The sequence below is a fragment of the Marinigracilibium pacificum genome, from assembly GCF_012926615.1.
In the GTDB taxonomy this organism is placed as follows: Bacteria; Bacteroidota; Bacteroidia; order Cytophagales; family Cyclobacteriaceae; genus Mangrovivirga; species Mangrovivirga pacifica.
In genome coordinates this window covers 65,750-78,790 of record NZ_JABBNU010000009.1, presented here as the reverse complement: position 1 = coordinate 78,790, position 13,041 = coordinate 65,750, and the positions used below count along the sequence as shown (strand labels likewise).

General features: G+C 36.3%; 10 protein-coding genes. 6 read left to right on the top strand and 4 right to left on the bottom strand.

Annotated features, from left to right (window positions below; all coding sequences use genetic code 11):
- Window positions 1–58: 58 nt before the first annotated feature.
- From accD to HH304_RS14625, 4 genes are all read left to right on the top strand, one after another.
- Entirely contained in the window at window positions 59–913 is an 855-nt protein-coding gene (accD, locus tag HH304_RS14640) for an acetyl-CoA carboxylase, carboxyltransferase subunit beta (protein ID WP_169682953.1), read from the top strand.
- A gap of 719 nt (window positions 914–1,632) precedes the next feature.
- Window positions 1,633–2,610 carry a radical SAM protein gene (locus HH304_RS14635; protein WP_169682951.1) on the top strand — a complete coding sequence of 326 codons (978 nt, stop codon included), beginning with the start codon at window positions 1,633–1,635 and terminating at the stop codon, window positions 2,608–2,610.
- Between the two features lie 136 nt (window positions 2,611–2,746).
- Window positions 2,747–4,054 (top strand): NADH:ubiquinone reductase (Na(+)-transporting) subunit F, encoded by a 1,308-nt coding sequence (gene nqrF / locus HH304_RS14630; RefSeq protein WP_169682949.1) that lies wholly within the window; start codon window positions 2,747–2,749, stop codon window positions 4,052–4,054.
- Window positions 4,055–4,133: 79 nt separating this feature from the next.
- Entirely contained in the window at window positions 4,134–5,318 is a 1,185-nt protein-coding gene (locus tag HH304_RS14625) for a formimidoylglutamase (protein ID WP_169682947.1), read from the top strand.
- 29 nt (window positions 5,319–5,347) lie between these two features.
- Here HH304_RS14625 and HH304_RS14620 read toward each other — a convergent pair whose 3' ends face one another.
- Window positions 5,348–6,028: a metal-dependent hydrolase gene (locus HH304_RS14620; protein WP_169682945.1), complete on the bottom strand. Its 681-nt coding sequence runs from the start codon at window positions 6,026–6,028 to the stop codon at window positions 5,348–5,350.
- Window positions 6,029–6,455: 427 nt separating this feature from the next.
- On the opposite strand from HH304_RS14620, the gene HH304_RS14615 reads away from it, so the two are divergent.
- Entirely contained in the window at window positions 6,456–6,626 is a 171-nt protein-coding gene (locus HH304_RS14615; protein ID WP_169682944.1) for a hypothetical protein, read from the top strand.
- A 115-nt stretch (window positions 6,627–6,741) separates the two neighbouring features.
- On the opposite strand, the gene HH304_RS14610 is transcribed toward HH304_RS14615, so the two are convergent.
- On the bottom strand, window positions 6,742–10,023 hold the full coding sequence (locus HH304_RS14610; RefSeq protein WP_169682942.1) for an amidohydrolase family protein: 3,282 nt from the start codon (window positions 10,021–10,023) through the stop codon (window positions 6,742–6,744).
- Between the two features lie 70 nt (window positions 10,024–10,093).
- Between HH304_RS14610 and HH304_RS14605 the strand changes: the two genes are divergently transcribed.
- Window positions 10,094–10,600 carry a SixA phosphatase family protein gene (locus tag HH304_RS14605; protein WP_169682940.1) on the top strand — a complete coding sequence of 169 codons (507 nt, stop codon included), beginning with the start codon at window positions 10,094–10,096 and terminating at the stop codon, window positions 10,598–10,600.
- Here the strand turns inward: HH304_RS14605 and HH304_RS14600 are convergent.
- The gene (locus HH304_RS14600) at window positions 10,597–11,616 is read right to left on the bottom strand and encodes a DUF4421 family protein (RefSeq protein ID WP_169682938.1); all 1,020 of its coding nucleotides are present in this window, start codon (window positions 11,614–11,616) and stop codon (window positions 10,597–10,599) included. The two genes, HH304_RS14605 and HH304_RS14600, sit on opposite strands and share 4 nt — an antisense overlap.
- 13 nt (window positions 11,617–11,629) lie before the next feature.
- Window positions 11,630–13,036 carry an ATP-dependent protease ATPase subunit HslU gene (gene hslU, locus HH304_RS14595; RefSeq protein ID WP_169682936.1) on the bottom strand — a complete coding sequence of 469 codons (1,407 nt, stop codon included), beginning with the start codon at window positions 13,034–13,036 and terminating at the stop codon, window positions 11,630–11,632.
- Window positions 13,037–13,041 lie beyond the last annotated feature (5 nt).

Below are 13,041 nucleotides of genomic sequence, written 5' to 3'. Positions count from 1 at the left end.
TATTGCATAATTGAACTGCTAAAATGTAGTAATTTTACAGCCCCAAAAATGAAACTGTATGGCTTGGTTTACTAGAAAAGATAAAGGAATTCGAACTCCGACAGAAGCTAAAAAAGAAGCGCCTGATGGAATATGGTATAAAACACCAAGTGGAAAAATTGTCCACATGCGTGAGTTAAAAAGCAACTCATATGTTTCTCCGGAAGACGGTTACCATGTGAGAATAGGTTCTGCGGAGTATTTCGAAATACTTTTTGATAATAATAAGTTTACGGAACTGGATACTGAAATATCATCTGCAGATCCTCTAAACTTTGTAGATACAAAACCTTATCCTTCAAGAATTAAAAGTTCTCAGGCTAAGACTAATCTTAAAGATGCTGTAAGAACTGCTCATGGTAAAATTGAAGGGATGGATCTGTGTATAGCTTGTATGGATTTTAACTTCATTGGAGGCTCAATGGGGTCTGTTGTTGGAGAGAAAATCGCAAGAGCTATTGATTATTCTCTAAAAAATAAAATACCATTTTTGATGATCTCCAAGTCTGGGGGTGCTCGAATGATGGAAGCAGGATTATCATTAATGCAAATGGGAAAAACTTCTGCTAAGCTTGCGCTTCTTGATAAAGCAGGAATTCCATATATATCTTTGCTTACCGATCCAACTACTGGAGGGGTAACAGCTTCATTTGCGATGCTTGGAGATTTTAATATTTCAGAGCCTGGAGCGTTAATCGGATTTGCCGGACCAAGAGTAATTCGTGAAACAATTGGTAAAGACCTTCCTAAAGGTTTTCAGAGTGCTGAATTTGTTCTTGAGCATGGCTTTTTAGATTTCATTGTTGATAGACGTAACCTGAAAAGAAGGCTTTCGACTTTGATTAGTATGCTTAAAGAAGAAAAAGCAAAATAGAATAAAATAACATTATCCTAATTAATCTATGTTGAAGTAGATTGATGGATATATCAAACTTTGATTAAAGACCGTGGGAGGTAAACTTCCTCGGTCTTTTTGTTTTAATATTTAATTAAAAGCTGACTGCTTTAAAGTAAAAAAGCCCCCTCGAGCGAGGGGGCTTTTTCGTTACCCGATACGGGTTCCAAGAGCCAAAATAGTGTGTGGGTAATAAATAAGAGGGATATTAGTTTTAAATGTTTTTCAATTAATTCTAACCCCCAGTTAGTTTTAGTTGAAAGAAAGCTGTCACCGTTTATAACAACTGTTCTTTTGTTGATTGCTATGATGCTAAGGTAATGTAAGAAATTTATTAAACCAAAAACTTTTTTAAAAAAAATAGTCAGCTAGCATACTTAATATTCAGAATAATATTCTGTATTTAGATTTGTTCAATAAATTTGAATTGATCGCTCTATTTTGTCATGAATATTGACGAAATCTATTAATTCTTCGACGAACATGCTGATTATTTAGATAAATAATTTTCGTATGAATTTCGAATTGTCATGACATCATAAAAGTATATTTGTTTAAACAGTAAAGTGACAATATTTTATAAAATTTAAATAATTAGTAAAACGTCAAATATTTTATGTAATGTTTTGTCTTGTTTGTTAATTTATTTGATGTTTTATGATTCTAGTTTGTATTAATATCTAAAGTATCTTTACCTGATGTTGCTGAGGAGAAAACCCGTATTGTGTAATTATTATGTGACCTATAGATGTAATGCATCTTGTTCGTTTTGTGATATATGGGAAAAACCTTCTCCATACATATCATTAGATGATGTAAAGAAAAATTTTGAGGACTTAAAAAAGCTAGGGGTTCGCATAATTGATTTTACAGGGGGTGAACCTTTGTTGCATCAGAATATTGGTGAAGTGTTACAACTGGCAAAAGAATTTGGTTTTATAACTACGATAACTACAAACGGGTTGCTTTATCCTAAAAGATCAGGAGAGATTCGGGGTCTGGTTGATATGCTTCATTTTTCATTGGATTATAGTACTTCTTCCAAGCATGATAAAGCCCGAAATGTCGAATGTTTTAATAAAGTATTAGAATCAATTGAAATTGCTAAAGAATTAGGAGAGAAACCAGATATTCTGATGACAGTTTTTTCAGAAAATTTGAATGAAATTGGTGAAATTTATGATCAGATTTCCCTTCCTAATGATTTGATGTTAATCTTAAATCCGGCATTCGATTATAATAATATTTCCTGTTCGACCTTTTCTAAGGTTGAGCTCGATCTGTTAAGGAAATGGGGTAAGAAGAAACTTGTCTATATTAATGATGCATTCCTTGACCTAAGATCTGATGGTGGAAACCATATTGAAGACCCTGTTTGTAAAGCAGGCTCTTCAACCGTAGTAATTTCTCCATTTAATGAGTTAATTGGCCCTTGCTACCATTCATCGTTAGGTAAGTGGCCTATAGAGGGTGATTTGTTTAATTTATATAATAGTGAAAAAGTGCAGCGTGTGTTAGCTCAGGAAGGGCGGTTTAAAGAGTGTGAAGGGTGTGTAATCAATTGTTATATGCAACCAAGTTTTGCAGTGAATCTTAATAAATATTGGTTTAGTGCTTTAAGATCAACACTAAAATACAATTATTATAAGAGCACATGGAAACAACTTTTTATATAATATGTTAAAGATTTTAAGGGTTACAGTGACTATGTAGTAAAAATCATATTTATCTACTACATGGAATAAAGAATTAATGATATATTTGTGGCCTGAATAGAGTAAAAGAAAAATTATCAGTAAAACAGTCAGATAAATGTTTTCAACGACAATTATTGTTTCAATTGTAGCATTTACCGTAGTAATCTCAGCTTTGGTGCTGATTTTGCTTTTTGCGCAATCTAAACTTGTGCAACAAGGTGATGTAAAGATTTACATTAATGGCGATGAGGAAAATCCAATCGTTACTTCAGCTGGAGGAACTCTTCTTTCGACATTGTCAGCACAGAAGATTTTCTTACCATCTGCTTGTGGTGGGGGTGGAACTTGCGCTATGTGTAAATGTGTAGTAGAAGATGGAGGAGGGGATGTCCTTCCTACCGAAGAAGGCCACCTTTCTAGAACAGAAAGAAAAGAAAATGTAAGACTTTCTTGCCAGGTTAAGGTTAAGGAAGATATGCATATTCGTGTCCATGAAGAAATCTTTGGTATTAAAAAGTGGGACTGCGAAGTTGTTTCCAACTACAACGTATCTACATTTATTAAAGAATTTAAAGTTAAGCTTCCTGAAGGTGAAACTCTAGACTTTAAATCAGGTGGATATATCCAGATTGACGTTCCGGTTATTACGGTTAACTTCAGCGAAATGGATATTACTCCTCACCCTGAGCTAGGACACAAGCAGGATGTTTATAAAGGTGACTGGGATAAATTTGGATTGTGGGATCTTGTTATGAAAAATGATGAGCCTATTTTCCGTGCCTACTCTATGGCTAACCACCCTGCTGAAGGAAACATCATCATGTTGAATATCCGTATCGCTACTCCACCTTGGGATAGAGAAAATAACAAATGGATGGATGTAAATCCTGGTATTTGTTCTTCTTATGTGTTCTCAAGAAAACCAGGTGATAAGGTGACTATTTCAGGTCCTTATGGTGAGTTCTTCATCAATGAGTCAAATGCTGAAATGATCTATATTGGTGGTGGTGCAGGTATGGCTCCATTGAGATCACATATCTTCCACTTATTCCATACTGAGAAATCTGATAGAAAAGTATCATACTGGTATGGTGGTCGATCAAAAAGAGAATTGTTCTACCTTGATCACTTCCAGAAAATCGAAGATGAGTTCCCTAACTTTAACTTCTACATTGGACTAAGTGAGCCAATGGAAGAAGATAACTGGAAAGTAAAAGAGAACTTACACGATAAAGCAGGTGATGGTTATGTAGGATTCATCCACCAGGTATTATATGATAATTACCTTAAGGAACATCCTGAACCAGAAGAAATCGAGTATTACCTATGCGGACCTCCTTTGATGAACGCTGCTGTATTAAAGATGTTAGATGATCTTGGTGTTCCAAAAGAAAACATCAGATTCGACGACTTCGGAGGGTAATTTCAAGAAAATAAATTTAAAGGAACTTCTAATTAGAGGTTCCTTTTTTTATTTTACATCAAATTTTAAATTCATTATAATGACAGACCTTAGCCTATTTTTTGATCCTGTAGATGAATCAATATACGAAGGTATTAATGACAGGAGTGCACTTTTTTTTCAATTGTCAGTTAATAATGGAAGGGCTGAGATACCTGAAGGATGTAAAGTAGCTATTGTTGGACTTACAGAGGTTCGAGGTGTTGATCAGGCTGGGGAATTATCAAATGCAGCTAACGAGATAAGACGTAAACTTTATAATCTTAAAAAAGGCTCGGGCCCATATGAAGTTTTTGATCTTGGAAATCTGCGAAATGGTGAAAACTACTCAGAAACTCTTCAACGTATAAGTGAAGTTGGCAGAGTGTTAATTGAAAGTAATATTCTTCCTGTATTTATCGGTGGTAGTCACGACCTTGATTTTGGTCAGTATCAATCTTATGAAGGTCTTGAGAAGTTGATTAGTGTATGCGTAATTGATAATACTGTAGATATGTCAGGAGATAAGGAGTTGGCCAATGAGCATAGGCATATACAGAATATGGTAGTTCATGAACCGAATTATCTCTTTAACCTAATTCTTCTTGGTTATCAGTCATACCTGATCGACCAATCTTTATTAAATACTCTTGAAAAGCTTCATTTTGATAATTTCAGATTGGGGTATATCAGGAGTGACATGAAAGAGATTGAGCCAATTGTGCGTGAAGCTGATATGCTGTCTTTCGATCTTAAATCAATAAAGTCTGCTGATTTTCCTGGGGCCAAGAATCCTCAACCATTTGGCTTAACAGGAGAAGAAGCATGTCAGATTTGTTGGTATGCAGGGCTTAACGAAAAATTGAGCAGCGCCGGATTTTATGGATATGATCCTGAAGAAGATGACTCTAATAAGAAAAGTGCTATGGTTACTGCTGTGATGATATGGTATTTTATTGAAGGAGTAATAAATCGTAAGGAAGAACAAAACTTTCGTAATAACGACTATTTGAAATTTGTTGTAGCTTTGGGGAGTGATCCGGAACAGATGGTTTTTTATAAGAGTAAATTTACAGACAGGTGGTGGATGGAAATTCCTTTAACAGATCCGGATGATGAGCTTAATAAATGGGATATTGGAATTGACAAAACCTGTGTTATCCCATGTAGTTATAAAGATTATGAACAGGCAGGTCAGGGTGAAGTGCCTGACCGCTGGATTGCAGCAGTAAATAAAAGACTATAAAAAAAGCCGGATTCTAGTCCGGCTTTTTTTTATATTTCCATTTGACTGCCAATTTCTAGTAGGACTAATTCCTTTCCTGAACCTTCAAATTTTCTCCTTGCTTTATCTTTATCAATTTTAATATATGGAAATGTATCATAATGAACGCCCAACACTTTGTTACACTTGACATAGTCAGATGCAATAATTGCATCATCAACACCCATCGTAAAATTATCTCCTATTGGAAGGATAGCAAGGTCAAGTTTTGTAAACCTTGGTATTAATTGCATATCCAGGTGTAATGCAGTATCACCTGCAAAATAAACAGATTTCCCATCTGATTCGATAATAAAGCCACCAGGATTTCCTCCGTATGTTCCATCTGGTAATACTGAAGAATGAACAGCATTTACATATTTTATTTTTCCAAAATCAAACTCCCAGATTCCTCCATGATTCATGGGATGAACATTATCAATGCCTTTTCCTTCAAACCAGGTTACGATTTCAAAATTTGAAACCACCTTTGCTCCTGATCTTTTTGCAATGTCAACAGCATCGGCAACATGATCTCCATGACCATGACTAACCAGTATGTAATCAGGGTTGATTGTTGTTACATCAATATCTTTCGCCAATGGATTTGGACTGATAAAAGGGTCAAATAATATGGATTTGCCAGCAGTCTCCATCATAAAACATGATTGCCCGTAATAAGTGATTTTCATGCGCTGATATAGTTTTGTTCTTTTTTATATACTTGATTAAATATAAGATTTTCATCGGTCAAATTAAAAATATCCTAACCAAACTAAATGAACTGAATTTTGATAGATTTTGAACTCTTTATTTATTTAAAATCGTTTTTAACATTAATTAACTAATTTTTCCTACTGTCTTGATTTTCAGTTAACATGTTTCTTTGTCATAAGTTATTTGGCTTTTTTTTGTAATAGATGGATTGATTATAACCTTAGATGCTTATCCACTTTGCATTAATGTCTTTGAAATCTTTAATCTGAATTGTATATTAATGAGATAAAGTTTACTTCTATTAATTTATGAGTGGGGAGTAAATTTTGTGCCAGAAAATCACAACCATAGAATTATAACCTTTCTGGTGTTGGCATGTTAACCCAATAAAATAAATTGACCGTGAAAATAGACAAAAGAAATAAAGAATTGGTAAAGCCTAAATCCAAAGAGGAATTGTGGCTTGATTTTATAATGAAAACCGATGAAGTACTAGAGAGAATGAGGTATAGGGATATCACAATAAGTGAAGGAACTGAAAGGTTTAAAGGGATTATGTTCTCCGATAATTGATGATCCAGAATTATTGTTTTCAAGCAAATAGTAAATTATACATAAAATATTTATTAATCTAAAAAGCCCGGGTAATCAATATCCGGGCTTTTTGAATTTTTTGCTAATTGGTTTATTAATGCGATTGACAATGACATCTTGGTAGCATATGGGCGTTTGATTCTGATTGCCAATCAAAATTGCTATTAGCTCCATCTACCTCCCAGTAAAACTTGCTTCGTTCTTTAGGTTCATTTCCGATTTCATTCATGGTTTCTGTGTCATAAAGTCGACCGTTAACCATAGTCATGTTTACATATTGAGTATTTTGAATGTCTTCGAGTGGGTCTTTGTCTAAAATGATCATGTCTGCCAGCTTTCCTGCCTCGATAGACCCAAGGTGTTCTGACATTCCGATATAGCCAGCACCATCAATTGTGGCAGCTTTAAGCGCATCCAGGTTTGAAAAACCGCCCTGTGTTAACATCCAGATTTCCCAATGAACTCCTAGTCCTTGCAATTGGCCATGTCCACCTACGCAGATCTTCACATCTTTGTCATGAAGTTTTTTCAACTGCTCAGCAATAAGAATGTGCCCATTATCATATTCTTCTTCCGGAGCCATTGTTCTGTGTCTTGAACGGGCATCAATTATTCCTCTAGGAGTATATTTTAAAAGCTTATTATTTTCCCAAACATTTGTTTTCTGGTACCAGAAGTACTCTCCGTTTAACCCGCCATAATTAACTATTAATGTAGGAGTGTTTGCTGTGCCAGATGCTGCCCAAAGTGTGATAACATCATTATAAAGTGGAGCAACAGGGATGTTGTGCTCGATACTTGTATGGCCATCAAGAATCATAGACATGTTGTGGTAAAATGTTGATCCACCCTCCGGGTAAACCATGATTTGGTTTTCTTTTGAAGCTTTGATAACCTGTTGCCTCTGGTCTCTTCTTGGTTGATTGTAACTTTTTACAGAGATTGCTCCAAATGCTGCCGTTCTTCTAACTGCCTGACGAGCATCTTCAAGCGAATTAATTACTGCTTTGAAATCTCCATCTGCACCATAAAGTATTGTTCCTGTGCTAAAAATTCTCGGGCCGACCATTCTACCAGCTTTTACCAATTCTGATTGGCTCAATGACATTTCAGTATTTGAACTTGGATCATGAGTAGTGGTTATACCAAATGCCAGGTTTGCATAATACGGCCATTCCTTTTGAGGACTTAAACCATATCTGAATGCATTTAGGTGAGCATGAGTATCCACAATTCCAGGCATAATTATCTTTCCTTTGACATCAATTTCTTTGGCTTTGGAAGGGATTTTTACCTCTCCTGCTTTTCCTACACTTAGAATTTTATTTCCTTCAACTACGACTACAGCATTGTCTATCACTTCATCACCATTCATCGTGATAACTTTTGCTCCTGTGAAGGCAATTATTCCTTCTGGAGTATCAAATTCCGCAGTAAGTTCAATATCAAGGCTATCTGGAATTATTGCCGGAATGCTATCCGCTGCTCCCTCAACAAATGTAAATACCTTTGAAAGGGGAATAGTATAATATTGGTCTCCTAATGTCCAGTGGATCTTGTCACTATCATTGCTCCAATGAATATTAATACCGGCATCGCCACTCACTTTCTTCAGTGGTAGTGAATTCATGTCTTTTTCAATCTCAATCGTTTCACCTGTATTTGTAAACGGAGCTATATAGACCTCGTGTAAAGCTGAAAATGCAATCCATTTATTGTCAGGACTTAAATGGAATGAATTTGCATATTTACTATGGAAATGATTTCTTTTGTCTTCACCATTTAGATTTACACTGTAATAGTTTTTGTCAAGTGCTCCAAATAAGTATCCTCCTGTTTGATAGTAAATACGCTTATCATCATTGCTAAATTCAGGGAAATCGCCATTTTTGGTTATTCTCTTCATTGAAGACTCATCACCAATTTTCATTGTATAAATCCCTGGTTCAACTGTATAAGCAAAACCCATTGCCGGGTTGCCATCTTCTTTATTGAAAACGATTAAGTCTCCTGAGTGACTGAATTTAGGGGTTCTGTAAATGCCCTTTTTAATTGTTAGTCGGGTCTCATTGGTGCCTTTGGTTGAAATCGTTCTAATAGAACCTCTTTCTTCATCATTCCAGGTTACAAACACAATAGTGTTTCCGTCAGGACTGAATGAAGGTTCAAATGCATAGTAATCATCACCGGTTAGTTTTTTTGGTTTACCATTAGGTGTTGATTGAATCCAGATATACCCCAGGGCACTAAATGCTATTTGTTTGCCATCCGGTGATGTCGTCGCATTTCTAATCACTTTTACATCAAATTCTTCAGGGGCAGGATTATGCTTGAATTTTAATGCATCAACGATTGTATGTTCAGCTGTTACTTCAAAAGGAATGTCATTAGCATCTCCGGTTTCAGTATTAATTTTCTTGATTTTACCTTCAGCATAGATAACAATATTCTTATTATCAGGCATCCAGTCATAGCCGGTAAATGGACCAAAAATAGCCCACGCTTCTTGTTGATCTTTACTTAACTGGTCATAAACCGGTGTATTTATTCCTGATTCGAAATCATGGATAAAAAGTACAGTTTTAGTCCTTACTCTTCTTATAAAAGCCATTTTTTTTCCATCAGGAGAAATTTGAGGTCTAATGGCGCCCCCACCTCCTGAGATATACGTTTCGATATCGCCTTTGTCAAGGTCTTTTCTTTTGATTACATAGATTTGGCTATTTGGATCTTTATTATACTGGAAGTAACCTCCAGGGTATACATCTTCCGAGAAGTAGAGATATTTTCCATCGGGGCTAACTGTTGGTTCATTAACATCCTGCTGATCATTCTTTCTTTTCGTTAATTGAATACCTGACCCTCCGGTGTGGTGATACATCCATATTTCTCCAGCTCCAAGTGAACGGGTTGAGGTGAAGTGTTTTCTTGCTACAAGATAATCGCCATCCGGAGTCCATGAAGCGTTATTCAACAGCCTGAATTTTTCTTTGGTCACCTGTCTGGCATTAGAACCGTCAGAATTCATTACCCAGATATTATCTCCACCATCAGCATCTGAAGTGAAACTTATCATCTTGCCATCAGGACTAAACCTTGGCTGTACTTCCCAGGCATGTCCTGTTCTTAAAGCTTTTGCTTTACCGCCAGAAGATGGCATGATAAAGATGTCTCCAAGTACATCAAATACGATTTTAGAGCCATCAGGGCTGACATCAATGTTTGTCCATGTAGCTTCATCAGTTGAAATTGAGATTTTTTTGTTGGGAGAATCCGGATTGTTAACATCCCACTTCTTTTCTTTTGAATCAGATTGAGCAAAGCACGTGGTTCCAGCAATGATAAAAATTGCAAGAACCCCCAATAAGTTTTTCATATGATTTTTTAGGTTAGGTTTACGGTTATAGCAGCTAAAATAATAAATTAAGGTTAACAAATGATACTATATGAAAACTCTCATATTATTAAGACATGCAAAATCATCATGGTCAGATCCATTTCTGGATGATTTTGACAGGCCATTAAACAAAAGAGGTCGCCTTAATGCCCCTGAAATGGGGAAGCGATTAAGGATGATAAATATGATTCCTGACACAGTAATAGCTAGTCCGGCGGCAAGGGCGGCAGCAACAGCTATTCATGCGTGTGAAAGTATGGGCTATCCAAAGGAAGAAATTATTTGGGAAAGGGATTTATATCATGCTTCAGCTTCAACAATCTGGCATATTATTAGGCAATACGCATCTGGTGATAAGGTTATGGTTGTAAGCCATAATCCGGGGTTGAATAGCATTGCCTATCAAATGGGGCTCTCTGTTGGTAACATCCCTACCGCAGGAATTCTATCTGTAAATTTCTCTGTAAAGGACTGGTCGAAAGTAGGGCCTGAAGTTGCCAGACTTGACTTTTTTGATTTTCCAAAAAATAAAGGGAAGGTTATCAGGCAGCTTTAAAATGGAAGGATCTTCTTTTTGAAAATTCCAAATTCAGGGATTCGGTACCCCATGAAGAGTTTGAAATTCCATGAGCTGACATTTAGGTTAACATTTCGTGTATTTGCATTAGCATTTTGAAAAACTACGGATGTTCCCGTGAAGATTTTATCTCCATTATAACCAAATGCTGCACGTCCTCTTATTGCACCTCTGATTTGTGTATTTCTAACCTCTTTTCCATCAAAGGGGTATTTCTGCCATTGAAGGCCTGCGCCAGCTCCCAGGGTCATATTAAGGTATAGTTCTTTCCATACAAAGTTGTGAGTGTAACCAGGGAAAAAGGTTAGGGTAGTAAATTTTCCTCCTGAATATTTTACAGTAGGAGAAAAGTCATTATTTGGAATTGTGTTGATTGCAGAGTCAGCTTCAACAATTATACTACCAATAGACGCCCCAACCAGGAATGAACCAGCCGACTCTTTCTGCCTTTCTGTCTGGTTAAAACTTGATTTATATGAAAATTTATTGCCATTCTGGAGCCAGAAACCGGAAACATTGATGTTTCTTACGGACAAGTCTGATCGTCGTGGGTGTGGATCACCGTTTTTCCAGTTGGCATTTATCTGGTCGGCATTTGAAATGTAAAATCCCTTATATTTCTGATGATAAAAATCTATTCCAAAGTGATTGGAATAAATATTTAATTGCAGATCTCTATAGTCTGTATTTCCATAGGTCTGAGCCTTTTTTCCATCATCTTTTTGGGGTAGCCTGAATGTCAATTCAAAAGCAAGATCAAAGGCATAGCCCCCAAAACCTATCAGTCCATTACCATTGGGTCTGTACTGGATGGTTTGTTGATCATCTGTTTCGAGTGATATATTGAGAGAGCGGTTACCTAATAAACCTTTAACATACAGGTATTCATCAAACCGTTCTACATATTGTGAACGGCTTGATTTTATAGTGTCTTCTTCCTCCTGCGCGTACCCGATGAATGACAAAAAAATAAAAACGACTAATAATTGTCGCATATAAGCAAATCAACTATAAAATGTATCGGCTAAGATCCTTATTTTTAACTAATCCGTCAAGCTTTTCATTTACCATCTCTGCAGTGATCACAAGTTTTGCATTTGGACCAATAACATCAGGTACTTCATATAAAAAGTCATTCAGAAGTTTGCTCATCACTGTATGAAGTCTTCGGGCTCCAATGTTTTCTACCTCGGCGTTTACCTCAAAAGCAATTCTGGCAATATGTTTTAAGGAATCTTCTGTGAACTCCAGACTAACTTCTTCAGCCTCAAATAATGCTTCGTACTGCTTTGTAAGAGCATTTTTTGGTTCAAGCAATATCTTAAGAAAATCATCTTCTGATAAATTATCAAGCTCAACCCTGATCGGGAAACGACCTTGTAATTCAGGAATCAGATCTGAAGGTTTACTAACATGAAACGCACCAGCAGATATAAATAGTATATGGTCAGTATTTACAACGCCATGTTTAGTTGTTACCGAACTTCCTTCAACAATTGGAAGAAGGTCACGTTGTACTCCTTCACGGCTTACATCGGCACCTTGTTTATTAGATGAAGCAGCTATTTTGTCGATTTCATCAATGAATATGATTCCTGTGTTTTCAGTTTTTCTGATTGCTTCATCTTTTACCTCTTCGAAGTCAATGAGCTTTGAGGCTTCTTCGTCAAGGAGTAATTTTTTTGCATCGGCAATGGTGACTTTCCTTTTCTTTGATTTTTTAGGCATCATTCCGGAAAGCATGTCTTGAAGATTTATCAGGGATGATTCGTCTATCATGCCACCACCGATCATTCCAATACCAGGATTACTTGGCGCTTTTACATCAATTTCTATTTTTCGATCATCGAGTTCTCCGGACTTGATTTTTTCTCTAAACCTTTCCCTGGTTTTTTCATTTAGTTCTTCATCAGTTTTAGGCTCAGTGTCATTTTCGATATAAGTTCCCGGGGATGATTGAAAACCTGGTCTTGCAGGAGTCTTCTTAATAGGCGGTATCAATGCATCCAGGATAATATCTTCAACAATTCCTTCAGCTTTTTCCCTTACCTCTTCTTTTTTACTAATCTTTACCATGTGGATGGCCTGTTCCACCAGGTCACGAACCATACTTTCTACATCACGACCAACATACCCCACTTCAGTAAATTTGCTTGCCTCAACTTTTACAAATGGCGCGTCAGCAAGTTTTGCCAGCCTCCTTGCAATTTCTGTCTTTCCAACACCAGTAGAGCCAATCATCAGGATGTTGTTAGGCATAATCTCTTCTTTTAATTCAGATTTAGTATTCATTCTTCTCCATCTGTTTCGAAGAGCTATTGCAACATTCTTTTTGGCATTAGACTGGCCAATGATATATTTATCTAGTTCAGCAACAATTTGCTTTGGTGTTAATGAAATTTCTTTTTGTGCCATCTCTT

Coding starts and splice junctions, on each gene's coding strand:
- accD (WP_169682953.1), top strand. CDS start 59: ATGGCTTGGTTTACTAGAAAAGATAAAGGAATTCGAACTCCGACAGAA.
- HH304_RS14635 (WP_169682951.1), top strand. CDS start 1,633: ATGTTGCTGAGGAGAAAACCCGTATTGTGTAATTATTATGTGACCTAT.
- nqrF (WP_169682949.1), top strand. CDS start 2,747: ATGTTTTCAACGACAATTATTGTTTCAATTGTAGCATTTACCGTAGTA.
- HH304_RS14625 (WP_169682947.1), top strand. CDS start 4,134: ATGACAGACCTTAGCCTATTTTTTGATCCTGTAGATGAATCAATATAC.
- HH304_RS14620 (WP_169682945.1), bottom strand. CDS start 6,028: ATGAAAATCACTTATTACGGGCAATCATGTTTTATGATGGAGACTGCT.
- HH304_RS14610 (WP_169682942.1), bottom strand. CDS start 10,023: ATGAAAAACTTATTGGGGGTTCTTGCAATTTTTATCATTGCTGGAACC.
- HH304_RS14605 (WP_169682940.1), top strand. CDS start 10,094: ATGAAAACTCTCATATTATTAAGACATGCAAAATCATCATGGTCAGAT.
- HH304_RS14600 (WP_169682938.1), bottom strand. CDS start 11,616: ATGCGACAATTATTAGTCGTTTTTATTTTTTTGTCATTCATCGGGTAC.
- hslU (WP_169682936.1), bottom strand. CDS start 13,036: ATGGCACAAAAAGAAATTTCATTAACACCAAAGCAAATTGTTGCTGAA.